This is a genomic window from Streptomyces sp. ICN903 (assembly GCF_022015835.1).
GTDB lineage: Bacteria > Actinomycetota > Actinomycetes > Streptomycetales > Streptomycetaceae > Streptomyces > Streptomyces fenghuangensis.
In genome coordinates, this window is the sequence record NZ_JAKMAY010000001.1 from 26,666 (window position 1) to 48,764 (window position 22,099).

The following is a 22,099-nucleotide window of genomic DNA, read 5'->3' on the forward strand; positions in this document are numbered from 1 at the left end:
TTGTGGACGGCGCCGGAGCACCAGCGTCTACGACGAGATGTGCTTGGCGCGGGAGAGTGAACTTGGTTCGTAGCGCAACTGATAAGTGCGTACACCTGCGCCGTTCACCCGGTAGAGCGTGATCGTCGATAGGAACTGCTCCTTGATCTGCAAGGCGCGCCGACGTTCCTTCTCTTCAATACCGCTGATCCACTCCTCAATGTGCTCAGGAAGCTTGAAGGCCAGCTCGTATGCACCGACTGCACTCGCGGGCGATACCGTCCACTCCGACGCAGCTCCCATGCCGCGTCGCTTGATCCGCACAGTGTGGTCCGGTCTTGCGTCGGCGTACTTCAAAAACCGACTTTGATTGTCGGCAACGAGCGGGAGGATGAACGGAGCCGAAGGGAAGCCGAGCAGCAACCCCGCGTCGCTGCGCTGCCGCAGCACGGAAGCGAACTCAGCCACTGCGCTGTCGGCCGCCTGCGTGAATTTTTCGTCGGTCGAGCCGGGCTGTGGCAGCAGGTACGAAGGGGACGTCTTCAGTGCCCGACGTAATTTCGTACGTAGCCAATTTACCGGGAACGGTGTTGATTCAGGCAGATTTTTCTGCGTCCTATGTAAGGCTGAAGCCGTGGCTCCGATGATACCCAGTAGCCAGGCGAAAGAAGCGCCGGACAGATCTACCAGAGAGATCTGGTGAGCGAGTGCGTACTTCTGAGCATCTGCCGTGAAGCCGCTTGCGGAGAACAAGGCATAAGAGTACTTGTACCGTTGTCGCGGTCGGGTTCCTGGACTCGTCATGAAATTCTCGTTCACGTCGTGCACCACCCCGTGGGCGTTTCTGACAACCTCCAGCCCACAGCGCCCCTGGTAGTACTTGGCTTCCAGGAACAGACGTACAGGCATGGAGAACGCCGGAGTGAACGCGAATTCCCCGAGCACATCGACCTGATGCACCGCACCCCGACCACGGACCCGAAGGGCTCCACCTTCCATCACCAGCTCGAACGGATCCTGGCTCGCTTGGACGAGCAGCCGGTAACCACTGAAGCGCAGCATCCAGGCCAGAGCTTCCTCCAGTAAGTAGCCCCTTAGTGCGGACTCTCTGATCATCCTGCCGTCCCTCCCTCTCATGCAGGACACTCACAGTAACGAATGATCATCTCACTTGCGAACGAGAGGAGGTGTGCATCCGGTGTGCGAAGTGGGTGATGGCTCTACAGGGTTTCTTCCTGCCGTGGCCGGTGCCAGTCGGTGGGGGTGGGCTGGCTACTGGCGTGGGTGGCGCCAGAGAACATCGTCTCGCCTGACGACGGTCAGCCGCATCTCGAATCGTTTAGGCGTCTACTCTTGGAGTAGGTGGGAGATGGTTTCCAACGACTCGTCCAAATCATCGAACCCCGCTCTGCGGGGTGGCTTAGCTCTTGGTCATATGGGGCTCGAGCCTTGATGGAGCGGGAAGAGCCGTGGATCGGCCACTATCCGGTTCGTGCGGACAAGCAGGCGGGAACAGTCAGTCAGCGGTGTCGGGGCGGCAGGCGTCCCGGTCCTGCTGGAAGCGCCACAGGTCCCGCATCAGCCCAGGCCGGTTGATCAGTTCGTGGAAGGTGCCGGTCTGCACCACGACCCTTGTCCATGACGACCACGCGGTCGGCGATCGGGGTATTGGCGAGGTTGTGGGTGACCAGCACGACGGCGCAGTCGCCGGCCAGCTTGCGCAGGCCGGTGAAGATGCGGTGTTCGGCCCGCGGGTCCAGGTCCGAGGTGGGCTCGTCCATGACCAGCAGGCCCGCGTCGCGGTGCGCGGCTCGGGCGATGGCGATGCGCTGCCACTGCCCCCCGGCGACAGGGCCACTCCCCCCACCATTTCAGTAGGTAAGGGGCGAGGGTGTCGGTGCGGATCTGGTCGGCCTGCTCCTTGGCGATCATGTGCCAGCGCAGCATGTACGTCACGCGCCGGTCCTTGTGGGTGGCCACCGTCGCCAGGTAGGTGACGCGCTCGCCCCGGAATGAGGCCACCACCTGGGGGATCGCCGCGCGCAGTCGGCTCGGGTCGTGCGCCGTCTCGATCAGCACGCGAAACGCCTCGGTCGTGACGAACAGACCCAGCGCTCCGGAAACCCCGGAGACGAGCTGGCAGGCCAGCAGAGCGACCACGGCTTTGCGGTCCACCTCCCACGCCAGGGCGAAGGTCCGCCCGACCAGGGAGGGGAGCCGCCGAGCCATGCTGCGGCCGGCAGCAGGTCGGCCAGCTCCAGACCGTCGCCGCCGGGGTGAGAGAACGTCAGGGTCTCCTCGGCGGCGGTCGTCTTCTTCGCGGTCGGTGCGTCGGACGCATCGTCGTCATGCAGTCTGTTGGCGGTCTCGGTCACGCTTCTCCTCCGCGTCGGCCGAAAGGATGGGGCTCGATTCGTGTACGGGTGCCCTCGCGGGTGGAGGCTGCGTCGTACCCGGCGCGGAGCCAGACGGTCAGGTGGCGTGTCGCCGGGGCGGTGGGTTGGGGCTGGAGCCCGTAGGTGGCGAAGAAGGCACACAGCTCGTCCGGGGCCATGCGGTGGTGGAAGCGCTGGTTGCCGTGCCCGCGGCCGTGGTTCAGATTCTCTGTGATCACGATGCGTACGGCGTTCAGCACCTCGTCCAGGGCGGTGCGCGGTTCGGGGAGGTGGTCGAGGGTGTCGATGATCCACAGGGTGTCCGCACCGTGCGGCGGGACGAGTCGGCCGGGCTCGACGGTGCGTACGTATACGCCGTCGCGGGCGGCTCGCCAGTGCAGGAAGTCGGTGGAGGGCGAGGAGTAGTCGCAGGCGAGGACGGTGAAGCCCGCGTGGAGGAGGCCGAGGGTGTCGGCTCCGATCCCGCACCCGTAGTCGATGACGCTGGCGGCCCGGAGCCGTCGCAGGACGGGGAGGGCCTGGGCCAGGTAGGGCGGGCGGTTGCCGCTGGCGGTCCAGATGGTCGAGTTGTAGAGGTAGTCGGTGCTGGCGCGGAAGAAGTCGGCCCGCTGCCGGGGCATGGTGGGGGCGGCGGCGTCCCAGGCGGCGGCCAGGGCCTTGGATGAGTCGTGGAAGGGCACGAAGTCCTCGCCGAGGAAGTCGCGCAGCGCGCGCCCGAGGTCGGTGTCCAGGGCGCGGTGCCACCGGTAGGCGTTCCAGGCGGACCAGCAGCCGGGGCAGGCGTCGAGGTGGGACCGGAGCCGGGCGGCAGCGTCGGCGGGCATCTGGTGCGCGCAGAACGGCCGGAACAGTCGGCGGGTCTCCAGGCATGTGGACGGGTTCGCGGTGTGGACATCCATCACGGGACGGTTCTCTCAGGGGGCGGGATGACGAGGACCGGCGGGGTGCCGGTGAGGGTGAGGACGGGCATGCCCGCGGCGCGGGCTGCGGCGATGCCGTCGTGGGCGTCGTCGACCGCGAGGCATGCGGCGGGCGGGAGGGCGAGTTCGGCGGCGGCTCGGAGGAAGACCTCGGGGGCGGGCTTGCCGCGGGAGGTCTCGTCGGCCGTGACCACGGCGGCGAACATGTGCTCCAGGTCCAGCGCCCGCAGCCCCGTGGTGACCAGGCGTCGGGAGGCGCTGGAGGCGATGGCGCACGGCAGGCCGGCGGCACGCGCCTGGTGCAGCAGCGCGAGGGTGGCGGGGACGGGCTGCAGATGGCCCGAGCGCAGGTGCTCCAGCAGCAGGCGGGCGCTGGCCTCCCGGACGCGGTCGGCCGGAACCGGTACGGGCAGTCGGCTGAGGAGATCGAGGACCGGCCGTCCGGACCGGGCACGGTAGAAGTCCTCGTCCAGTAAGACGCCGAAGGGGGCCAGGGCCTGGGACAGGGCGCGGTAGCGGGCTTGGTGGGTGTCGGCGAGGGTGCCGTCCCAGTCCAGGACAAGCGCGCCGACCCCGTGGAGTGCCGAGTCGAGACGGAGGCGGCGTCCCGGGACGGGGGAGGGGTGAGAAGTGGCCGGAACGCCCCTGCGGAGGTGGCCGGTTGTGGGAGAGTCGGGCGGTGCGGCCGCGTCCGCGGCCGTGTCGTGCCGCTGCCCATGGGATCCGGATATGACCATCAAGCACCCCACTGCGTCTGTTTTCCCGTTCGCTCTGGTGGACGGCCGATGGCGGCTGGGCATGATCGAGCACCCGCGGCTGGGCTGGTGGATGGTGCCCGGCGGCCACGTCGAGGCCGGTGAGACACCAGACCAGGGCGCGCTGCGGGAGCTGGTGGAGGAGTCCGGGTTCACCGGACGGCTGCTGCCGGCGCCGGGACCGGAGCTGCCGGCGGGATACCCGCATCCGGCGGTGGCCGCGCCGTGGTGGACGGTGGAGATCCCCGCGGCGCGCGACAACCACCACGGCGAGCCGCACGTGCACATCGAGCACCTGTACGTCGCGGTCGTCGACGCGCCGGGGGTCCCGGTGGGCGAGGCGGTCCATCCCTTCCGGTGGACGGCGGAGGAGGAGCTGGCCGAGCTCCACGCCCCCGAGGACACGAAGATCGTGGGCAAGGAGCTGTTCGGCCGGATCGGGGAGTTGGCGCGGCTCACGAGCTGACCTGCTCGTCCGCGTCCGAGGCACCGCGGGGTCGGGGCACGGCCGTGGCCCCGGCCGCCTTCCGGGCGGCGGCCCGGTCGATCCACTGCGCCATGAGGGCTGCGGCCTCGCCGGGCGCCAGGAGGCGCCGGTCCAGGACGCGGATGCGGTCGTCGCCGTCGGCGAGCTCGCGGAAGAGTTCCTCGGCGCGCCGGTGCAGGGTGCGCTCCTCGGGTGTGAAGATCTTGCCGTCGCGCTGCTCGGCCCGGGCGAGGGCGGCATTGAGGTCGTCGGTGACGAGGACGGTCGTATCCGGCAGGGGACGCCACCGGGCGCCCAGGCCCAGCAGGCGCCGGGCGGTGGGCAGGGGGTCGGCCGGCTCCAGGATGAGCGACTGGTAGACGGCGGTGGAGTGCAGGCTGCGCCCCTCCACCACGGTGGCGCCGTCGAGCAGGTGGGGGAGCGCGGACTCGTAGTCGTGGGTCTTGACGGCCAGGAGCAGCAGCGTCTCGCTGCGGGGGGCGCCGCCGCGCAGGAAGTGGTCTCCGTCGGCGGCCCGGGCCATGGCGTGCAGGATCTGCTGGGACAGGCCCGGGGTTCCGGTGGAGCGCATCCGGGCGGAGAACTCGGTGATGGTGCGGCTGGGGCGGGTGAGCCGGGGCCGGGCGCGCTGCAGGAGGTAGTCCTTGCCGACGCCGTTGACGCCTTCGATGCTGACGAGCAGGCCGGGGTGGGAGCCGGTCGGGTGCATCAGGGACCTTCCGTTCGCCGGGAGAAGGGGTCAGCCGAAGGTGAGCTGCTCGGGCTCGGCGGCCTTGGGCGGGCGGGCGCACTGCCGGGCCAGGGCGGCCAGGGTGGTGACGGCACCGGTGCGGGCGAGGTCGGCCAGCAGCCGCTGGAAGAGGAGGGCGGTGACCTCCACGTCCCCCATGGCGCGGTGCCGCTGCTCCGGGCGCGGCAGGCCGAAGTGGTCGATGAGTGTGTCCAGGGAGTACCGAGGCAGACCGGGGTGGGCGAGGCGGGCCATGCGGATGGTGTCCAGGACCGGCAGCATCGCCAAACGGGTGCAGCGCTGCCGGTAGCGGTAGAGGAAGCCGGCCTCGACCGCGGCGCTGTGGGCGACCAGGAGTGTGGGGGCGTCGGGCAGGTCGGCGTCCAGCCGGGCCAGGACCTCGCCTGCGGGCGGCCGGCCGGCGACGTCTTCGGGGCGGATGCCCATCTGCGCGGTGTCGGCCGGGGTGACGGGGGCATGGGCCGGAGGCCGCATCAGGGACTCCCAGCGGAATCCGGTGGGCTGAGGGCCCTGACCGGGCTGGTGCCGGAGTCCCAGGCACGCCACCTCGATCGGCTCGGGTGAGTGCCCGGCGGGTGTGGTGCCTTCGAAGTCGATGACGACGAAGTGGGTCTGCTGGAACTCCGGGTCTTCTGCGAGGTGTGTCACGGGGCCCATGCGGCCGCCTCCTTGGCGATGGTCTCGGCGATGGTGTGCAGGTCCTCGTCGCGGTGGCCGTGGTGGACGACCACGGCGAGGGTGGTGTCGATGACGCGCTCGGCCCGCCGGCACGGTGCGGCCGGGCGGACGGTCAGAGCCGGGCGGCGGTCGGCCGGGGCGAGGTGGAAGGTTCCGACGCTGTTGGCCACGCCGCGGGCCGCCAGCAGCGTGGCGAAGGCCCGAGGCTGGTCCAGGTGGAGCTCGAACAGGGCGCTGTAGCCGTTCCATCCGGGCGCCGGGGTGATGGGGGTGAGCCGGCTCAGGCCGGACAGCAGTTCGGCCAGGGCGGCGGCTTGGGCGCGGCGCCGCTCCAGCAGCTCGTCGAAGCGGTGCAGACTGCCGTGGGCGTATGCGGCCAGCGGCTCGGCCAGCCGGTGGTTGAAGCCGACCCGGGACAGTGGAAGGACTCGGGCGGGCGGGGTGAGGTAGTGGTTGCGCAGGGCGCGCGCCTGGTCGGCGATACGGTCGTCTTCGGTGACCAGGAAGCCGCCCTCGCCGGACCACAGCAGCTTGCCGTCCTTGGTGGAGAAGCAGCCCACGTCCCCGCCGGTGCCTGCGAGCCGCCCGCCGACCCGGGTGCCGTGCGCCTGGCAGGCGTCCTCGACGACCACCAGGCCGTGCCGCCGGGCGAAGGCGGCCAAGGGAGCCGGATCCGGGGCCCGGCCCCACAGATGCACCGGCAGCACCGCGCGGGTGCGGTCGGTGAGCTTGGCGGCGGCGTCCTTCAGATCGAGGCCGACCCCGTCGGCGGGGCAGTCGACGAAGACGGGGACGGCGCCGATGTAGTGCAGCGGGGCGATGGACATCGGCACCGCGAGAGCCGGCACCAGCACCTCGTCCCCGGCCCCGATGCCCGCGGCCAGCAGCGCCAGGTGCAGGGCCGCGGTGCCGGAGGAAGTGCACAGCGCGTGCCGGACGCCGAAGGCCTGCGCGAGCGCCCGGTCGTAGGCGTCCGCCTCCCGGGAGGTGAACGGATCGGGCATCCGCCGGAGCGCGGTCGTGGCCGCGGCCACGGCACGGCTCGGCGGTGTGGTCGGCCGTGCGGTCACCGCACACCTCCCGGCAGGAAGGAGCCGAACCCGGTCAGAGGCCACATCGACACGCAGTCGGCGGAGAACAGCGCACACCCGCCGCAGGCGCCGTCGTGGGCGAACAGCTCGGCGGCCGTGCGGCCCGCGATGCTGCGGCGCCGGTCCGGCTCGGTGACGGCGATCCGCAGAGCGGAGGGGCAGTCCCACACCGAGCCGTCGGGCTGGATGAAGTGCAGGAAGGTGCCGCCGAAGCACGCCGCCACACGGCTCGGGGCGCCGGGGGTGACGGCGGCGACGAACCGGTCGGGGTAGGAGGCGTCGGGCAGGTCGACCGGGCGGCTGCGCCACAGGCGGTCCAGCTCGGCCCGTACCCGCTCGATGTCGTCCGGCCGCAGGCACAGCTCGTCGTGCAGCGCGTGGTCGGGCGCCAGGGAGACGGGCTGGGGCACGAAGTAGTCCAGCCCGAGGTCGGCGGCCAGCCGGGGCACGGTGTTGATCGCGGCGATGTTGTGGCGCCCGATGGCCGCGTACAGCCCGATCCGCGGCCCCTGCCCACCGGCTTCGGCACGCCGGCGCAGCAGGTTCTCCACACCGGCCAGGACCTGGTCGAAGCCGTCCTTGCGGTTGCGGGCGGGCCGGTAGCGGTCGTTGACGGCGGCGGTGTCGGCGTCCAGGGAGACCGACACGGCATCCACCCCGAGTTCAACGATGCGCCGGGCGACGGCGTCACGGCCCAGCGGTATGCCGTTGGTGCACAGCACCACCTCGACGCCGCCGCGCTTGATCTCCTCGACGATCTCCAGTACGGGAGGCCAGATCAGCGGTTCCCCGCCGGCGAGGAAGATCCGGCGCACCGGTGAGTCGGCCAGCGTCGCGACGAACGCGGAGATCTCCGGCAGACCCAGATCGGTGCGGGACAGGTGGGAGAGCCGTCCGACCTCCAGTGCCGGCCGGTCGCGGTGCTCCTCGATCGTGCCGAAGTAGCAGTACGTGCAGCCCAGGTTGCAGGGGCTGCGCAGCGCCCACAGCAGGTCTACGTTCCGGTCGGGCACGGCAGGTCCTCCTCCTCGTTGGTCGCTTCGACGACGGCGCGCGCCAGCCGGTCCACGACGGCGTCCTCGTCCAGCCCCCGGCGGTCGACGACACGGAACCGTCGGGGCTCGCGCTCGGCCCGGTGCCGGTAGAGGGCGGTGGCGCAGTCCGACAGGGCGCGCTCACCCGCGTCCATGGGGCGTCCCGTCCGCAGCGCGTAGCGGCGAGCGCATACGGCCGGATCGTCCAGCAGCAGCAGCGTCAGATCCGGCAGCGGCCGGAAAGCGGAGACGGTGGCGTAGACGCGCTCCATCTCCCGGTGCAGCAGCTCCGGGGGTGCCCCGGTGCCGGCGAGGACGGCGGCCTGGTAGGCGGCGACCGTGTCCACTCCGCGGTCCTCGAGCACGACGGCGGCGCCGCTGCAGCGGGCCTGCTCGAAAGCGCGGGTCTTCAGCGCCAGGAGGACCAGCGTCCGCGCCAGCGGCGACGCCCCGCGCAGGAACGGGTCCCCGCCGGCGGCGAGCGCCCCGACCAGGGTCGGGGGCAGGCCGTCTCCGCGCAGGTCGCTGATCTCCTCCAGCAGCACGCAGCCGCTCCCCAGCCGCTGCGCCAGGCGGTGCGCCAGACGGGTCTTGCCGACCCCGTTGGGGCCCTCCAGGCTCACCCACACGATCAAGGCCGCCTCCGGCACACGTACAGCAGCTCGCTGGCCGCCTCGGGCACCGCGGCCGCCGAGACCGCGGACACGAACGCCTCCGGCACCACCTCCACCAGCCGCCGGTACAGCGCGTCCGCGCCCGGCCCGAACCGGTTCGCCAAGGCGGAGGCGACCTGCTCCTCACCGGCCGGGAGCAGGCCGACCACCTCCACCACCTCCAGCCCGGCGGCGTTCAGCTCCGGCTCCAACTCGGCGCGGTTCCACTCGTAGACGTGGACGCGGTGCTGCAGGGGACGCGGTGGCGGTCCGGGCGTCTCCGGGGTCGACAGGTACAGCCGGCCCTCATCGGCCAGGGCGGCGGCTATGCGGTGCAGACTGGCCACGCCCCGCTCGCGCGGCAGATGTTCGAAGGCACTGGTGTTGACCATCACGTCGAACCGGGGCAGGCCGTCCGGCCACGGCCCGGAGACGTCCGTCTCGTGCCAGGCGATCGGGAAGGGCCGCCGCCCGTAGTGGGCGTCCAGCCGCTCCGCCGTCGCGGCCGCCTCGGCGAGATTGCCGGGACTGATGTCCAGCCCGGTGTAGGAGGCGATGTGCGGCGCCGTCCGGTACAGCACCGGCAGTTGCAGGCCGCGGCCGCAGCACACGTCGGCCACGCGCGTGCCGGGGCTGCAGCGTTCGGCGATGTACTGGTGCTGGAGGAAGTTCATGATCCCGGACGGCTTGGCGTGCCCGGTGAACAGCGCCGTGTAGAAGTCGTCCATCTGGTTGGTGCTGTAGGGCCCGATCATCGGCGTACCGGGCCGGGTGCGGTACTGCTCCGGTAACGCCCTGCCGGTCAGTGCCTCTCCCATGGGAAGACCACCCATCCTTCGTAGAGTTCTCCGATGTAGTCGACGGCCTCTTCAGGGCCCGGTTCGGTGGACCAGTTGTCCCGGTTCACGGCCATGGCGGCGGTGCGGATCCGGGACGGTCCCAGGGCCCGGACCAGGCGGCGGGCGCGGTCCAGGGTGGCTCCGCTGCCGGCGATGTCGTCGACCACCAGCACGTCCAGCCCGGCCAGTACGCCCAGGGAGGCCGGGTTGCGGTACTGCGGCTCGGGTGCCTTGGCCGCGCCCACCCCGTCGGCGGTGGTGCGGGTGACCTCCACCGCCCGCATGTCCCGCACACCGAGCCGGTGCGCGAGCAGCGTGGCCGGGACCATGCCGCCGCGCAGGACCCCCACCACCGCCTCCGGCGCCCCGTCCGCCCAGACTCTTTCCGCGATGCTCCCGGTGAGGGCCTCGACGTCGCCCCAGGACAGCACCGCGCCCACGCGCGGGTCAGCGGCCACGTGCGTCACCCCACAGCAGCACGTGCAGCCGCGGACTGACCGACCAGCCCCGCGGTACGGCGGCCTCGGCCAGGGCCCTCATCCCGTCCACGACCTCGGGCCCGCTGGTGCCCTGCGGCATCAGCCACACCGACTCCATGCCGTAGGAGGCGGCCAGTTCCTCCACCTCGGGGACGTCGGCGCCCGGGTCGGTGACGACGAACTTGAAGACGGCCTTGCCCGTGCCGGCCAGTGCGGTCAGCGAGTCGGGGACGATCCGCCTGCCCGCCCTGACACCGGAGGTGGCCAGTTTCGGGGAGACGTTGAACCGGGCCGCGCCCTCGACCAGTCGCGGCGCCGGCGCGATGGTGCCGTTGGTCTCGATCTCCACCAGCCGCCCGGCCTCGTGCAGAAGGGCCACCAGCTCCAGCAGCGCCCGCTGCTGGAGCAGCGGCTCACCGCCGGTGACGACCACCCGGGGCGCCCGCTGTTCCAGAACCTGCCGCACGACATCCGCCACCGGCCGGACGGACAGCTCCGCCCGCGGGTCGTGCCGGTCCCACCGCCAGGTGTAGGGGGTGTCGCACCAGGAGCAGTCCAGGTTGCAGCCGCCCAGCCGGACGAACACCGCGGTCTGCCCGGCCGAGGGGCCCTCGCCCTGGAGGGAGGTGAACAGCTCGCTGACCACCAGGTCCCCCGCGGCCGCGGCGCGGCGGTGGATCGCGGCCGCCGCGGCGCTCACCGGGGCACCGCCTGCGGCGCCGGGCGGAAGGTGGCCGAGCAGGTCTCGTTCTCGTGCACCGTCACCGCGACCAGTTCGCCGTTCGCCCCGGGGGCGATGTGCCGGCCGTACCAGGCGGCGATGTGCTCGGCCAGCCGCTCCACGGTCGGATCCTGCCCCTGGAAGAGGGAGTTGAGGGACTCCAGCCGCGACCAGGACCGCAGGTACTCCTCCAGCGGGGCGAGGTCGTTGAAGTCGACCACGAAGCCGGGACCGGTCAGCTCCCCGGCGCCGACGGTGACCTCGACGTAGAGGTTGTGGCCGTGCATGTTGCGGCACTCGTGCCCCTCGGGCAGTCCCAGGATCGCGTGCATGGCGCTGACGGGGCCGATCCGCCTGGTGACGCTGTAGCGGGGTTCGCTCATGATGTCGCCTTCCGTGAGAACGGGTCGGGAACGGTCGTGGGGTTCATGCCGGTTCGGCAGCAGGAGGTGCCGAGAAGCCGCAGCCCGCTCCCCGCAGGTTCTGCGAGGGCTGCCGGGCGGGGGTGGCCAGGTGGTGGCGGACGCTTCTGGCCAGCTGCGCCGCCTCGTGGCCGAGGACGGCGGCGTCGGCCTCGCGGTCGGCGAGGACGGCCAGGCGGGCGCCGTCTCCGGCGGTGGAGACGAACAGGACGGTGTCGGTGAGCTCGACCATGATCTGCCGTACACCGCCGCTGTCGCCGAGACGTCCGGCGGCGCCGCGGGCCAGGGCGTACAGGCCGGAGGTGACGGCCGCCAGGCTGTCGCAGTGGTCGGCCTCCAGACCGTGGGAGGCCTTGGCCAGACCGTCGGAGGACAGCAGGATCGCGCTGCGGGTGCGGGGGACGCGTTCGACGAGGCCCTGGAGGAGCCAGTCCAGGTCTCGGGGTCCGGTCGGCTGGTCGCTCGGCATGGTCGCCTTCTCTGGTGTGGAAGCGGACGGGGGACTCCTCCACCCGGAGCGCCGGCAGGGGACGCGGCTCGGCCACCGGGTGGGGGAGAGCTTCGAGCCGCTCCCGCCTGCGGGCCGCAACGGGAGCATCCGCAGGCGGGAGCGGTGGTTTCGGTGGTGTCAGGACCGGGCCGGGGCGCGGTTCACGATCATGTGAAGGGCGCGCCGGTCGAGGAAGAGTTCCAGGGGGCGGTGGTCGGAGATCCAGTCCAGCTCGGGGTGTTCGACGGGGTCGCCGACGGCGAAACGGGTGATGGCCGCTGCCAGCTCAGCACTCATGGCGGCGCGGTCGGTGCGCGTCGGTCCGGCTTGCCGGATCTTGTCGGGACCGTACCCGGTGGTCGGGTCAAGAGCGCGGGGCTGGCCGAGGCGGTCAGCGGCCCAGCGGGCGGGGTCGACGAACTCGGCGTCGGTGGTGGTGCGGTCGGCCCGGTCGTCGGTGCGGCGTATGCCGTTGCCGTCCAGGTAGGTGTGGTTGACGTAGAACGCCCGATCCTCCACGGCTTTCCAGTCGATGTCCGTACCGGCTGGGAAACCACTCCAGTCACCCATGATCAGGGCCAGCCGGCCAGGCTTGGCCAGGGTCGTCAACCAGTCGGCTTCGATCTGCCGGGGAAGGGCAGACCAGTAGCAGTCGTGCTTGGAGACCAGAAACAGGCCGTGTCGGCTCAGGGCACCGCCATCGCCGTGCAGGCGGACCTCGATGTTGGCCGGGGCATGCCAGGGAGCCCATCGGTGCTCGTACTCGGCGGTCACTGCCAGCGGCCCGCCCGGACGCACCAGGATGGCGTTGTCGTTGGACGAGCCCGGCAGGGGCGGGGCGAGGTAGGTCTCCATGCCCAGCCAGTCCTCGATCCTCGCACGGTCGGCCCGCTGGAACTCCTGCCACATCACCACGTCCGGCATCCGCTCATCGATCCACTCGCAGGCCTGCTTGACGTAGGTGCCCTTGCGTACGTTCCAGGACAGGAACCGGACCTCATCCGCACCCGCGGGATCAGGTGCCGTTGGCTGGTCTCGGTCCGGTCGTGGAGTGCCGGCGTGGGAGGAGGCGAGTGCAGCGGCCGGACCGGTCGAGACGGAGATGGGCAGTGCATGAGTCACAGGAGGGGCTCCAGGTAGGTGAGAGCGGGTAGGGAGCAGAGCTTGATCGCTATGCCGGCGTAGACCGTGGAGGACCAGAGCGGAAGGCGGGCGAGGTGGAGGGAGCGAAAGTGCCCTCCGGCCGCAGTGACGTCAGGAGACAGGCAGCTCCAGCCCGCCGAACAGCGCGGTGACTTCCCGTCGGGGCAGACCCGTCTCGTGGTACAGGGCATCGGTACGGCGGAAGGTGTCGGGTTGGAAGTCGCCGGCGGGGTGTATCAGCGGACAGGTAGCTGTCGACGGGCACCCAGTTCATCAGCAGCTCCAGCGTGGAGCGCACCGCGCCGCACCGGTCCCGGTCGGCGCCGTAGTTGTCCTTCCCGCCCAGATAGCGATCGCAGAAGCGGGCCGAACTGGGAGGGCGGGCTTCGATGCCCACGGGGGCCAATAAAAGGAGGGCTGCTTTCGAGGCCCTGCCCGCCTTCACACCACACCCCCGATCGTGTGGGGCGCCGTGGCGGAAGCCGAGCAAGTGGTCATCGACTCGGGCACTGGTGGGCGGCGCGGAGCGACGATTCGGCCGTCCGGCAGCAGCTCGCCGGTGTCCCCGAAGACCAGGACACCGTTGCATAGCAGGCTCCATTCCTGCTCGGGGTGGCATACCGCGATGTGGGCGGCACCCCGGTCGGCGGCACCGGCTGTTGGGCAGGGAGGCTGGTGTCGGCACACGGCTACACCTTTCGACGAAGCAGAACGAGGCACTGTCCGGCAGAAGGAAGTGGGTCCGCTCGTACGGTGGGCGGACCGGGAGGGGGCGTGGCGCCTCACCCGTCGAACAGCAGTGACTCGACCAGGGGCCACAGACCCCATGCGGCGGAGGTGAGCAGCATCGAGATGATCAGTACGGCGCCCACGTTGCGGCGGAGGCCGGCGGCGAACCGTCGGACCTGGTTGCTGGGGCTGCCAATGGACATAGGGCGTCATTCCTCGTCTTGGGCTGTTGAGGGAGATCCTGCGGACATCGGGTCACGGAAGACTCGCCACCGCGGGGCGGCCAGGTGTGACGATCTCGGCTGACGGATGCACCGCGTTCCGCTGCCGACCTAGCCCGCGCCGAGCCTTGGCGCAGAGCACGCAACAGGAACCCAACACGCAACGTGACCGGGTCGATCGCTTCCGTGGTGAAGGCAGGATCCCGGCGAGGGCGGTGACACAACCAGTGCCGCAACAGCGACGTCCGATGACGTTCCGCGTCGTAGAGGTGTCACATCTCCACGGAAGCGGTCTTTCGGGGCTGAGACCGTCGCTTTGCCGGTGCGGTGCTGTCTAGCTTGTTGGGCGTCAGGACGCGAACGTAGGAGCGGTGATGGAGCGACCAACCGTCTTTCAGATGCTCATCAGGGAACGGCGCCTGCAGGACTACCACCGTTTCCGGCAGGCGTACGAGGCCACCGCCAGAGAGTTGGCGGAGACGCAGGGACCGGCGTCTCTGAGGTCCTGCACGATCGGCAGGCGGCAGTTCCTCCGGTGGGCGCACGGGGACATGGTCGGCATTCCCAGGTCGGACGCGCGACGTGTCCTGGAGCGCATGTTCCTGCTGACGGCGGAGCAGCTGTTCAGCCGGGGCGGTGCCGCCCCGGTGGAAACCAGAACGGAGTCCCGGCCGACGGATGCCGCACACTGTGATACGACCGGGCGTTCCGACTTCGTATCCGAGGATGTGGTGATGGCGGCTGCTCACGAGTCCGCGCGCTTCGCCGCCGAGGCCGAGTGCAGCAACATCGGGCCGCACACCATGGAGCAACTCGACGCGGACATCCGTCGGATCGTCGCGACCTACCCCAACCGCCCCGTCGAGCCGCTGTTTCTTGAGGTCAGGGAGCTGCGCGACCGTACGTTCGAGCTGCTGGAAGGGCGGCAGCCGCCCCAGTACACCAAGGACCTCTACCTCGCCGCGGGCATCCTGTGCGGCATCCTGGCCAACGCGAGCTTCGACCTGGGGCGTTACGCCGCCGCGGAGACCCAGGCCCGCGCGGGGTTCCTGTGCGCGGAACTCGCAGGCCACAACGGGACCCGCGCCTGGATCCGCGGACTCCAGGCCCTGGTCGCGTACTGGGACGGACGCCCTCGCGATGCCGTCCGCCTGGCCGCGTCCGGGCGTGACTACCAGCCCGAGAACGGCACCGCCCACATCCGCCTGGCCAGCATCGAGGCCCGTGCCTACGGACAGCTGAACAGCCCGGGCGACGCCCTCGCGGCCCTGCGCACCGCCGACACGCTGCGCGAGCAGGCGGACGGGGAAGACATCCCCGGCGGCATGATGGCGTTCCCGCTCGCCAAGCAACTCTTCTACGCCAGCAGCACCCACCTGTGGCTGGGCGGGAACCGGCAGCTGAGCGAGGCCGAAGCCCGGGCTGAGGAGGCGGTGGAGTTGTTCGAGGCCGATCCGCCGGAGCGCCGGCGCCTCGGGGAGCTCTCCCTCGCCCGCATGGACCTCGCCCTGGCACGGCTCGGCCGGGGCGACCTCGACGGCACCGCGGGCACGGTGCACACCGTGCTGGGCACGGCGGCACGGCGCCCCACGGAGAGCGTCACAAAGCGTCTGGAGCAGTTCGGCCGCCACCTAGCCGTACACCCCGCCGCGTCGTCGCCGACAGCCGTGAACCTGCGGGACGCGATCGCCTCGCACGCGGGGCGGGAGCGCGCCGCCCTACCTCCGGGGAGTGCCCGATGACCACCATGACGCTGCTACACCCCGGCGCGATGGGCGCCGCCGTCGGCGAACAGGCCGTACACGGCGGTGCCCGGGTGCTGTGGGTGCCCGACGGCCGCAGCCAGTCCACCCGGGTCCGGGCGGCCAAGGCGGGCATGGAGGCGTGCGGTTCACTGGCCGACGCCCTGGCGGTGAGCGATCTGGCGGTGTCGCTCTGCCCACCGCACGCGGCCGAGGACGTGGCCCGGCAGGTCGCCGCCCTGCCGTATGCGGGTGTCTTCGTCGACGCCAACGCAATCAGTCCGCACCGCATGGAGCGGATCACCGCGCTGTTCTCCGAACGCGGCGCCGCTGTGGTGGACGGCGCGGTCTTCGGGCCTCCGCCGACCGGAGGACGGCAGGCGAGCCTGTGCCTGTCCGGTGACCAGCGCGGAGTGCGGGCGCTGGCCGACACCTTCGAGGGCACCGATCTTCAGGTGCGGGCACTGGAGCGCCCGATCGGCTCGGCCTCCGCGCTGAAGATGGCCTTCGCTGGCTTCCAGAAGGCGGCCCGCACGATCGCCGCGGTCTCCCACGCCCTGGCTGAGGCGCACGGGGTGGCCGCCGAGTTGGTCGAGCAGGCCCAGACGATGCCCGCCGACATCCTCACCGACGCGGACTACCTGCCCAGCGTTGCCGCGCGGGCCTGGCGGTGGGCGCCGGAGATGCACGAGGTTGCCGAGACGCTGCGCCAGGCCGGGCTCCCGGGCGACATCGCGCAGGCGACGGCGTCGGTGATGCTCCGCTGGGAGGGGGACAAGGACCGCTTCGGCATGCCGCTGCCGGAGGTCTTCGCCCACCTCCGCACAGGAGACGGGCAAGGTTCGGCGGATGAGTCAGCCAGCGACGACCGCGCGCACTGAGGCGATGCCATCCGTCACGCGGCTGGTCGGTGCCCTCGTGGAGCTCGCGCCCACCTCGGGCCCGGAGTTGATCGGCTTCGCCCGTCTGGCCATGGATCCCCACCAGCCGCAGGCCGCCACCATCGGCTTCGCACTGAATCCCGCGTACTGGGGCCAGGGGTACGGCACCGGGACCGTCCGCGCGCTGATGGGCCTGGCGTTCGACCGGCTCGGCCTCCACCGGCTGTGGGCGGCACGCTCTCCCGCCAACGAGGCGTCCCACCGCACCCTGGTCGGGGCGGGGATGACCGAGGAGGGACGCATCCGGGGGCATGTGCACGTGCGGGGGAGCTGGCGGGACTCCATCACCTACTCGGTGCTGGCCGAGGAGTGGCAGCCGGAGCGGTGAGCGGCCGGGAGGTGCCGCCTCCCGGCCGCTGGGTGGTACGGCCAAGGCCTCTCACCGCAGGAGGTCGAAGACGACCGCGGCCGCCAACCCGCCGAGAATGGCCCCGGCCACCGTCTGGGCCGGGGTGTGGTCGCGCAGCGCGACCCGGGACCAGCCGATGACCGCCACGCCCAGCAGCAGCCACGCCATCCAGGTGCCGTAGGCGAGGACGAGCACCACGACCACGCCGCCGGCGACGGCGCTGTGGATGGAGACCTTCCACCAGAGGGTCACCAGGATGGTCATGGCCAGCCCGGCGAGCATGGCGACGACCAGGGCGAAGACCTCGCGCGGGGCTTCGAAGACGGTCATGAGCGCGATGCCGGTGAGCACCGAGGCCATGGTCGCCAGGAGCGGTACGGCGCGCTGCTCGCGTATGCGGACGTGCTTGTCGGTCCAACTGCCCCGGCGTACGCCGAGCATGATGATCGCAAAGGGGATGCCACCGCAGAACAGCGCGGCGAGCAGCCCCCACGCCAGGCCCGTCAGGTCGCGTGTGGAGTGCCAGCCGATGACGAGGAGGATCGTGACGACGAGGTTCGCCGGCGCGAGGGCGTCGGTGATCAGACGGGCTGTACGGATCGTGGTCATGCTGAGGTCTCCGCGGTACGGGTGCGGTCCGGATCTGCGACGAAGGCCTTCGTCAGGTCGGAGGCGTAGGCCTCTGCGAGTTGCTTGAGCGCCTCGATCTCGCTCGGCAGGTCGCGGCCCCCGCCGGTCGGCGGGTGGTGCTCGCCGGAGGCCGGCTCGCCGCGGAGCTTGGCCTCCCGGGCCGCCGCCAGTCGGCAGGCCTCGGCTGCGACGTCGGCCCGGGCGCCGGTGAGTTCGTTCGCCTCCACGTGGGAACGGGCCCGGTCCAGCAGTGTTCTGGAGGTGTAGTCGCCCAGCGCCAGCATCGCGTCGCGGATCTCGATGGTGCGCCGGTAGAGGCGGACGTGGGCGTCGCGCAGATGGAGCCGCTCCGCGGTTCTGCTGCGAGGCGGATCCAACCGGACGGAGGGCACCGCCTCGGTGAGGCTGTACCAGAACGGGTGGAGGGAGAGGAGGTCCCGGTAGTCCCGCCACCACTGGCGCAGGCGCTGGAGGGCGGGAAGGGTGCTGCCGACCAGGATGAGCAGCAGCGAGCCCAGGAGAAGCAGGTCGCTGACCCTGTCGTCGAGCCGGGCGGGCACGGGGTTGCGGCCGAAGTGATTGAGCAGTAGTGCGACGATCCGATGTGCCGTGTAGAGCATGCCGACCGCGGTGCCGGCCCCAGTGCAGCGCAGCCCGTATTCCAGCAGGCCGGTTCCGGACTGCCGCCCCCACTGCCGGCACAGGCGTGTGGCGCTGAGCAGGGCCGTGCCCAGATAGGCCGTCCACACCGTGCCATAGGCGGCGATGCGCCAGTCGTCCGCGTAGTCGGTGAGGATGTCGGTCGCCTCGAACGGCTGCGGAGTGGCGAAGAAGAGCGCCGTGATCGCGGCTGCGGCGGTGGCCGGGACGGCGGCGTGCAGCCTTGCGCCCTTCAGCCCGGGCGTCCTCCTCTCCGACATGTCGTTCACGAACGAGAGGACCGCAGCCGCCGCCACGATGCCGCACAGGTGCTTGACCAGGAACGACAGGTTGTTGACGTGGAGCAGCCGGTCCATGGCGTGGGCTACGGGCAGGGGGCGGACGGTCATGACCACGGAGAGGGCGAGGAACACGGTCCACAGCGTTCGCTTCCGGCGGTCCCGCCAGGCGGAGGGAGCGCGCCACGCGGTGACCGACCACAGCAGGAGGGCGGGGAGTACGTCGGTCATCGGAGCCGTCACAGGTCGCTGAGGGCGTCGTCCAGGCGCCGCAGCACCCGGTCGTGGGCGGTGGTGCTGTTGCGGGTGGCCGGGGCGGCCTTGTTGGCGATCAGGCCCGCGAGCCGTTCGGCGTCCCGCTCGTCGTCGCTTCCGTAGCTCGCACGGGCCAGGAAGCCGACGACGGTGGCGGGGTCGATGTCCGGGAACAGTCCGCCGTCTCCCGGCTGGTCTACGTCGATCACCGACGTGTGGTTCAGGAGCATGTGACTGACCTCGTGCAGGATGATGTGATCTCGGTGCAGAGGGCTGGTGGCTGCCTCGTAGAAGACGTGGTCGCTCATCTCCGACGCGATCCAGATCCCGCAGGGAGCCTCGGCTCCCGAGATTCCCTGGACGCTGTGCAGGTGCAGCGCGCGTCCTCGTTGGGCGGCGATCCGGTCGCAGAAGACCTGGATGTCGAACGGGTCCGGAACGTCGATGGTGGAGAGCAGCTCGTCGAATCGTCGGCGGCCGTGCGGCCTGCCGTTCGGCTGCTTACGTCGGCTGTGCCAGGACAACCGGGTTCCGCGTCTGGTATCGGTCATGCCTCACACTGCGGCACTCGAATACGTTCACGAAGGCAACGGAACTCTATGGCAGGCGCCCGGAGAAGATCCACCTGGCAGGGCTCCGTTCGGTGGATCTCTGAGTGAATCATTGCGGTGAGTGGCTGATTCCGGCTCTGTCGATTGAGTGGAGGGTGCAGACCTGCAACTTGGATGACTGTTGCTTGCAGGGCATTGCAGGCGTGAACTGCGTCACGTCTCTTGGGGCTTACCGGTCTCTTCTGCGGGTCCGAGGCTCCTTCTCGCCCTCGTCGCTCAGGCCTTCCAGGGTGCGAGCGCGCTCGATGAAGCCCTGGATGGTCCTGAGGGTCTCCGCGGACAGGCCCGAGGCGCGCAGGGCGACCGACCGGACCTGGTTGTCCCGCATCGCGGCGAGGGTGGACAGCTCGGCGGCGATCCGTTCGGAGCTCTCGTCGTTGAAGAAGTAGGCGGGCGGCACGCCGAAGAACCCGGCCAGCGCCTCCAGGTGCTTCATGGTCGGGTTGTCCTTCACGCCTGTGCGCAACTGCCAGATGTAGCTGGCCGAGATGGTCGGGCCTCCGGACTTCTTGATGCTGGAGGCCACCTCCTCGTAGCTGTACGGGCCGCGGTTCTTCGGGTGCACGGTGGCGAAGAGGTAGTCGATCTTCTCTGCGAGGGTGCGCCTCTCCCCGGACGCCTCTTCGCTCATGCCGCACCGCCCTTCGGTCGCCGCCTGCCGTCCATCAACTGAGGAAAACGATACATGTCTTGGGGTGGGTGGCTTATTTTCTTCAGTTGACATGCGCCATCTCTGTCGGTCTATGTTGATCGAGCCGCCATGAACTGATGTGAATGGCGACCGGTGATCGAGTCACACGTCCGGATCCGAGGAGGTGGCGATCCCAGGGAGAGCACGTCCATGCGGTGCGCCTGCCAAGGCGCCGACGCGTACAGACCAGACCGGCGCCGGGGAGCTGCCGACTCCCCGGCGCCGGACCGCGGCCCCGAGGGGCGCGGAATCGAATCGGGCGGTCCGGCCGGGCTTTCCGACGACGCGGCCGCTCCGCCCATCCGCAAGCAAGGGATTGTGGCATGCGCGAAGTCCAGAACGGAACCTGCTCCACAGCCGGCCGACACGGCCCGCGGCGCTGTCTGACGACCAGCGGACGGGGGCGCTGACCGTGGCACGGATCCGTACGATCAAGCCGGAGGCGTTCGTCTCCGAGTCCCTCGCAGAGGTGAGCGTCAACGCGGAGCGCACCTTCTTCGGCCTGCTCACCCAGGCCGACGACCACGGGCGCTTCCGGGACAACGCCGCCATCATCAACGGCCTGCTGTGGCCGCTGCGTGCCGAGCACACCCCGGTGCACGCGGAGGAGGACCTGCACCAGCTCGCCGAAGCAGGGCTCATCTGCCGGTACACCGGCTGCGACGGCCGCCGATACCTGCACGTGGTCACCTGGTTCGAGCACCAGAAGATCGACAAACCGAGCCAGTCACGTCTGCCCTCATGCCCCCTCCACCACCCCGCGGCCCGGTGCGGAGCCTGCAAAGGCCCCTGCAGCGCGTGCGCGGAAGGCCGTACGGACACTCCGCCGAGCCCGCGGCGAGACCTCCCCGAGGCCTCGCCGAGCGCTCCCGCAGAACTCGGCCGGACCTCCGGGACCACCGCGGACCCATCCGTCGGCGGCGAGGAGAACGGCGCCGACGGCCGAGGCGCCCCGGCCAGGGGTACGGCCGGCCCCGGAACCGAGCAGGAGGAGTCGGCGGCCCGGAAGACGCGTCGCGACGGCTCCGCGAGGGCTCGCCGAGGCATCCCCGACTACTCGGCCCCTGGATCCAGGAACCTGGATCCTGGACCTTCCGCCCCCTCGGGGCGTACGGCGCCCGCAGCGGCTCCATCGGCGCAGACGCTGATCGGCGAATACGCCGCGGCCTGCTCCAGCCGCCCGCCCGCCAAGGTCCTCAGCCACCTGGGGCGCGAGGTGAAGCAGCTCCTGGCCGAGGGCATCGACCCGTGCCACGTCCGGGCCGGACTCGAGCGGTTCCGGGCCAAGCCGATGCACCCCAGCGTTCTCGCCAGTCTCGTCAACGAGGCCATGAACGCGAACAGCGCAGACTCGGCGCGGTCGGGAAACCGACCCGGCGTGTCCGGCCACACCGCATGGGCCAACCCGGCCGATGCCTCCGCCTACGCCGAGGAGCTGTGATGCCCGGCCGCGACCCGCAACTCGTCGGCGAGCGCATCACCGCCCGCCTCGCCCGCATCGTCGCCGACCGAGGCAGCACCGCCGGAACCACGCCGGCGGACCGTGTCCCCGAACCGGTCCCCACTCCGGCCGCGGTCGAGGACCGCATCCCACCGCGCTACCGGGGCGCGGTCGCCGACCACCCGAAGGTGGAGTCCTGGGTGCGCGAGGTCGCCTCGAAGGCAGCCGCGCCGAGCAGCGGCGCCCGGCGGCAGGTCGGCACCGGCCCCTCGCTGCTGCTGGCCGGACCGACCGGCACCGGCAAGACCCACCAGGCATACGGCGCGATCCGGTCACTGGTCGCCACCGGAGTCGGCGTCCGCTGGCAGGCCACGACGGAAGCCGACCTCTACGCAGGACTCCGCCTCCGCCTCGGTGCCGAAGCCGAACGGGAGTTGGCCGCCCTCGCCCGGTGCCCGGTGCTGATCCTGGACGACCTCGGGGCCGCCAGGAGCAGCGAATGGACCGAGGAGATCGTGTACCGGCTGATCAACCGGCGTTACAACGACATGCTCCCGACCCTGGTCACCACCAACCTGGCCATCGCCGAACTGCGGAAGGCCGTCGGAGACCGTGTCGCCTCGCGCCTGGCGGAGATGACCGAACGGGTCGTCCTGACCGGCAGCGACCGCAGACGCCGCCCCGCCGCCTGACCCGACTCCGGCCGCAGACCG

Annotated in this window: 27 protein-coding genes and 1 pseudogene; 6 read left to right on the forward strand and 22 right to left on the reverse strand. The window is 71.0% G+C overall.

The window, feature by feature from the left end; all coding sequences use genetic code 11:
• Positions 1-27: 27 nt before the first annotated feature.
• The 5 genes and pseudogenes from L7D48_RS00060 to L7D48_RS00080 all read right to left on the reverse strand — a co-directional run bounded on the left by L7D48_RS00060 (position 28) and on the right by L7D48_RS00080 (position 4,032).
• On the reverse strand, positions 28-1,095 hold the full coding sequence (locus L7D48_RS00060) for a restriction endonuclease (RefSeq protein ID WP_237875766.1): 1,068 nt from the start codon (positions 1,093-1,095) through the stop codon (positions 28-30).
• Positions 1,096-1,495: 400 nt separating this feature from the next.
• Positions 1,496-1,826: pseudogene (locus L7D48_RS29500) on the reverse strand (AAA family ATPase); the annotation flags it as partial.
• 225 nt (positions 1,827-2,051) lie between these two features.
• Positions 2,052-2,354 (reverse strand): hypothetical protein, encoded by a 303-nt coding sequence (locus tag L7D48_RS00070; RefSeq protein ID WP_237875768.1) that lies wholly within the window; start codon positions 2,352-2,354, stop codon positions 2,052-2,054.
• The gene (locus L7D48_RS00075) at positions 2,351-3,274 is read right to left on the reverse strand and encodes a methyltransferase domain-containing protein (RefSeq protein WP_237875770.1); all 924 of its coding nucleotides are present in this window, start codon (positions 3,272-3,274) and stop codon (positions 2,351-2,353) included. The genes L7D48_RS00070 and L7D48_RS00075 overlap by 4 nt, the downstream gene beginning before the upstream one ends.
• Complete coding sequence (locus L7D48_RS00080) at positions 3,274-4,032, reverse strand: HAD family phosphatase (RefSeq protein WP_237875772.1); 759 nt, start codon at positions 4,030-4,032, stop codon at positions 3,274-3,276. Before L7D48_RS00080 ends, L7D48_RS00075 begins: the two co-directional genes overlap by 1 nt.
• Between L7D48_RS00080 and L7D48_RS00085 the strand changes: the two genes are divergently transcribed.
• Positions 4,025-4,516 (forward strand): NUDIX domain-containing protein, encoded by a 492-nt coding sequence (locus tag L7D48_RS00085; protein WP_237875774.1) that lies wholly within the window; start codon positions 4,025-4,027, stop codon positions 4,514-4,516. The genes L7D48_RS00080 and L7D48_RS00085 overlap by 8 nt on opposite strands.
• Here the strand turns inward: L7D48_RS00085 and L7D48_RS00090 are convergent.
• The 13 genes from L7D48_RS00090 to L7D48_RS00150 all read right to left on the reverse strand — a co-directional run bounded on the left by L7D48_RS00090 (position 4,506) and on the right by L7D48_RS00150 (position 13,770).
• Complete coding sequence (locus L7D48_RS00090) at positions 4,506-5,246, reverse strand: thymidylate kinase (protein ID WP_237875776.1); 741 nt, start codon at positions 5,244-5,246, stop codon at positions 4,506-4,508. The two genes, L7D48_RS00085 and L7D48_RS00090, sit on opposite strands and share 11 nt — an antisense overlap.
• A 30-nt stretch (positions 5,247-5,276) precedes the next feature.
• On the reverse strand, positions 5,277-5,945 hold the full coding sequence (locus L7D48_RS00095; protein WP_237875777.1) for a PolC-type DNA polymerase III: 669 nt from the start codon (positions 5,943-5,945) through the stop codon (positions 5,277-5,279).
• Positions 5,933-7,036, reverse strand: a complete 1,104-nt coding sequence (locus L7D48_RS00100; RefSeq protein WP_237875779.1) for a DegT/DnrJ/EryC1/StrS aminotransferase family protein — start codon at positions 7,034-7,036, stop codon at positions 5,933-5,935. Before L7D48_RS00100 ends, L7D48_RS00095 begins: the two co-directional genes overlap by 13 nt.
• A complete protein-coding gene (locus L7D48_RS00105) occupies positions 7,033-8,070 on the reverse strand; it encodes a radical SAM protein (RefSeq protein WP_237875781.1) in 1,038 nt (345 codons plus the stop codon). Before L7D48_RS00105 ends, L7D48_RS00100 begins: the two co-directional genes overlap by 4 nt.
• A complete protein-coding gene (locus L7D48_RS00110; RefSeq protein WP_237875783.1) occupies positions 8,052-8,726 on the reverse strand; it encodes a thymidylate kinase in 675 nt (224 codons plus the stop codon). The genes L7D48_RS00105 and L7D48_RS00110 overlap by 19 nt, the downstream gene beginning before the upstream one ends.
• Entirely contained in the window at positions 8,723-9,562 is an 840-nt protein-coding gene (locus L7D48_RS00115) for a bifunctional 2-polyprenyl-6-hydroxyphenol methylase/3-demethylubiquinol 3-O-methyltransferase UbiG (RefSeq protein ID WP_237875785.1), read from the reverse strand. Before L7D48_RS00115 ends, L7D48_RS00110 begins: the two co-directional genes overlap by 4 nt.
• Positions 9,547-10,041 (reverse strand): phosphoribosyltransferase, encoded by a 495-nt coding sequence (locus L7D48_RS00120; protein WP_237875786.1) that lies wholly within the window; start codon positions 10,039-10,041, stop codon positions 9,547-9,549. The genes L7D48_RS00115 and L7D48_RS00120 overlap by 16 nt, the downstream gene beginning before the upstream one ends.
• Positions 10,031-10,762 (reverse strand): 7-carboxy-7-deazaguanine synthase QueE, encoded by a 732-nt coding sequence (locus L7D48_RS00125; protein ID WP_237875788.1) that lies wholly within the window; start codon positions 10,760-10,762, stop codon positions 10,031-10,033. Before L7D48_RS00125 ends, L7D48_RS00120 begins: the two co-directional genes overlap by 11 nt.
• On the reverse strand, positions 10,759-11,166 hold the full coding sequence (locus tag L7D48_RS00130) for a 6-carboxytetrahydropterin synthase (RefSeq protein WP_237875790.1): 408 nt from the start codon (positions 11,164-11,166) through the stop codon (positions 10,759-10,761). Before L7D48_RS00130 ends, L7D48_RS00125 begins: the two co-directional genes overlap by 4 nt.
• Positions 11,167-11,209: 43 nt before the next feature.
• Entirely contained in the window at positions 11,210-11,674 is a 465-nt protein-coding gene (locus L7D48_RS00135; protein WP_237875792.1) for a roadblock/LC7 domain-containing protein, read from the reverse strand.
• Between the two features lie 159 nt (positions 11,675-11,833).
• Positions 11,834-12,817, reverse strand: coding sequence for an endonuclease/exonuclease/phosphatase family protein (locus tag L7D48_RS00140; RefSeq protein ID WP_237875794.1), 984 nt, complete (start codon positions 12,815-12,817; stop codon positions 11,834-11,836).
• Between the two features lie 462 nt (positions 12,818-13,279).
• Positions 13,280-13,525 (reverse strand): DUF5999 family protein, encoded by a 246-nt coding sequence (locus tag L7D48_RS00145; RefSeq protein ID WP_237875796.1) that lies wholly within the window; start codon positions 13,523-13,525, stop codon positions 13,280-13,282.
• Positions 13,526-13,620: 95 nt separating this feature from the next.
• A complete protein-coding gene (locus L7D48_RS00150; protein ID WP_237875798.1) occupies positions 13,621-13,770 on the reverse strand; it encodes a hypothetical protein in 150 nt (49 codons plus the stop codon).
• Between the two features lie 392 nt (positions 13,771-14,162).
• Here L7D48_RS00150 and L7D48_RS00155 point away from each other — a divergent pair, with 392 nt between their 5' ends.
• Genes L7D48_RS00155 through L7D48_RS00165 form a run of 3 tightly spaced genes read left to right on the forward strand, consistent with a single transcriptional unit; the run spans position 14,163 to position 16,799 of the window.
• Positions 14,163-15,530 (forward strand): hypothetical protein, encoded by a 1,368-nt coding sequence (locus L7D48_RS00155; protein ID WP_237875800.1) that lies wholly within the window; start codon positions 14,163-14,165, stop codon positions 15,528-15,530.
• Positions 15,527-16,411: an NAD(P)-dependent oxidoreductase gene (locus L7D48_RS00160; protein WP_237875802.1), complete on the forward strand. Its 885-nt coding sequence runs from the start codon at positions 15,527-15,529 to the stop codon at positions 16,409-16,411. Before L7D48_RS00155 ends, L7D48_RS00160 begins: the two co-directional genes overlap by 4 nt.
• Positions 16,412-16,415: 4 nt before the next feature.
• Positions 16,416-16,799 (forward strand): GNAT family N-acetyltransferase, encoded by a 384-nt coding sequence (locus L7D48_RS00165; protein ID WP_256462246.1) that lies wholly within the window; start codon positions 16,416-16,418, stop codon positions 16,797-16,799.
• 51 nt (positions 16,800-16,850) lie between these two features.
• Here L7D48_RS00165 and L7D48_RS00170 read toward each other — a convergent pair whose 3' ends face one another.
• The 4 genes from L7D48_RS00170 to L7D48_RS00185 all read right to left on the reverse strand — a co-directional run bounded on the left by L7D48_RS00170 (position 16,851) and on the right by L7D48_RS00185 (position 19,885).
• A complete protein-coding gene (locus tag L7D48_RS00170) occupies positions 16,851-17,429 on the reverse strand; it encodes a phosphatase PAP2 family protein (protein WP_237875804.1) in 579 nt (192 codons plus the stop codon).
• Entirely contained in the window at positions 17,426-18,619 is a 1,194-nt protein-coding gene (locus L7D48_RS00175; RefSeq protein WP_237875806.1) for an MAB_1171c family putative transporter, read from the reverse strand. Before L7D48_RS00175 ends, L7D48_RS00170 begins: the two co-directional genes overlap by 4 nt.
• An 8-nt stretch (positions 18,620-18,627) precedes the next feature.
• A complete protein-coding gene (locus tag L7D48_RS00180) occupies positions 18,628-19,194 on the reverse strand; it encodes a hypothetical protein (protein WP_237875808.1) in 567 nt (188 codons plus the stop codon).
• Between the two features lie 229 nt (positions 19,195-19,423).
• The gene (locus L7D48_RS00185; protein WP_237875810.1) at positions 19,424-19,885 is read right to left on the reverse strand and encodes a helix-turn-helix domain-containing protein; all 462 of its coding nucleotides are present in this window, start codon (positions 19,883-19,885) and stop codon (positions 19,424-19,426) included.
• Between the two features lie 472 nt (positions 19,886-20,357).
• Between L7D48_RS00185 and L7D48_RS00190 the strand changes: the two genes are divergently transcribed.
• Positions 20,358-21,386 carry a hypothetical protein gene (locus L7D48_RS00190; RefSeq protein ID WP_237875812.1) on the forward strand — a complete coding sequence of 343 codons (1,029 nt, stop codon included), beginning with the start codon at positions 20,358-20,360 and terminating at the stop codon, positions 21,384-21,386.
• The gene (locus tag L7D48_RS00195) at positions 21,386-22,078 is read left to right on the forward strand and encodes an ATP-binding protein (protein ID WP_237875814.1); all 693 of its coding nucleotides are present in this window, start codon (positions 21,386-21,388) and stop codon (positions 22,076-22,078) included. Before L7D48_RS00190 ends, L7D48_RS00195 begins: the two co-directional genes overlap by 1 nt.
• Positions 22,079-22,099 lie beyond the last annotated feature (21 nt).

Excerpts from the sequence above, each read along its gene's own strand:
- L7D48_RS00095 (WP_237875777.1), bottom strand. The coding sequence starts at position 5,945 with ATGGGCCCCGTGACACACCTCGCAGAAGACCCGGAGTTCCAGCAGACC.
- L7D48_RS00130 (WP_237875790.1), bottom strand. The coding sequence starts at position 11,166 with ATGAGCGAACCCCGCTACAGCGTCACCAGGCGGATCGGCCCCGTCAGC.
- L7D48_RS00165 (WP_256462246.1), top strand. The coding sequence starts at position 16,416 with ATGCCATCCGTCACGCGGCTGGTCGGTGCCCTCGTGGAGCTCGCGCCC.
- L7D48_RS00175 (WP_237875806.1), bottom strand. The coding sequence starts at position 18,619 with ATGACCGACGTACTCCCCGCCCTCCTGCTGTGGTCGGTCACCGCGTGG.
- L7D48_RS00195 (WP_237875814.1), top strand. The coding sequence starts at position 21,386 with ATGCCCGGCCGCGACCCGCAACTCGTCGGCGAGCGCATCACCGCCCGC.
- L7D48_RS00085 (WP_237875774.1), top strand. The coding sequence starts at position 4,025 with ATGACCATCAAGCACCCCACTGCGTCTGTTTTCCCGTTCGCTCTGGTG.
- L7D48_RS00135 (WP_237875792.1), bottom strand. The coding sequence starts at position 11,674 with ATGCCGAGCGACCAGCCGACCGGACCCCGAGACCTGGACTGGCTCCTC.
- L7D48_RS00080 (WP_237875772.1), bottom strand. The coding sequence starts at position 4,032 with ATGGTCATATCCGGATCCCATGGGCAGCGGCACGACACGGCCGCGGAC.
- L7D48_RS00160 (WP_237875802.1), top strand. The coding sequence starts at position 15,527 with ATGACCACCATGACGCTGCTACACCCCGGCGCGATGGGCGCCGCCGTC.
- L7D48_RS00090 (WP_237875776.1), bottom strand. The coding sequence starts at position 5,246 with ATGCACCCGACCGGCTCCCACCCCGGCCTGCTCGTCAGCATCGAAGGC.
- L7D48_RS00060 (WP_237875766.1), bottom strand. The coding sequence starts at position 1,095 with ATGATCAGAGAGTCCGCACTAAGGGGCTACTTACTGGAGGAAGCTCTG.
- L7D48_RS00180 (WP_237875808.1), bottom strand. The coding sequence starts at position 19,194 with ATGACCGATACCAGACGCGGAACCCGGTTGTCCTGGCACAGCCGACGT.
- L7D48_RS00115 (WP_237875785.1), bottom strand. The coding sequence starts at position 9,562 with ATGGGAGAGGCACTGACCGGCAGGGCGTTACCGGAGCAGTACCGCACC.
- L7D48_RS00155 (WP_237875800.1), top strand. The coding sequence starts at position 14,163 with ATGGAGCGACCAACCGTCTTTCAGATGCTCATCAGGGAACGGCGCCTG.
- L7D48_RS00075 (WP_237875770.1), bottom strand. The coding sequence starts at position 3,274 with ATGGATGTCCACACCGCGAACCCGTCCACATGCCTGGAGACCCGCCGA.
- L7D48_RS00170 (WP_237875804.1), bottom strand. The coding sequence starts at position 17,429 with ATGACCACGATCCGTACAGCCCGTCTGATCACCGACGCCCTCGCGCCG.
- L7D48_RS00185 (WP_237875810.1), bottom strand. The coding sequence starts at position 19,885 with ATGAGCGAAGAGGCGTCCGGGGAGAGGCGCACCCTCGCAGAGAAGATC.
- L7D48_RS00150 (WP_237875798.1), bottom strand. The coding sequence starts at position 13,770 with ATGTCCATTGGCAGCCCCAGCAACCAGGTCCGACGGTTCGCCGCCGGC.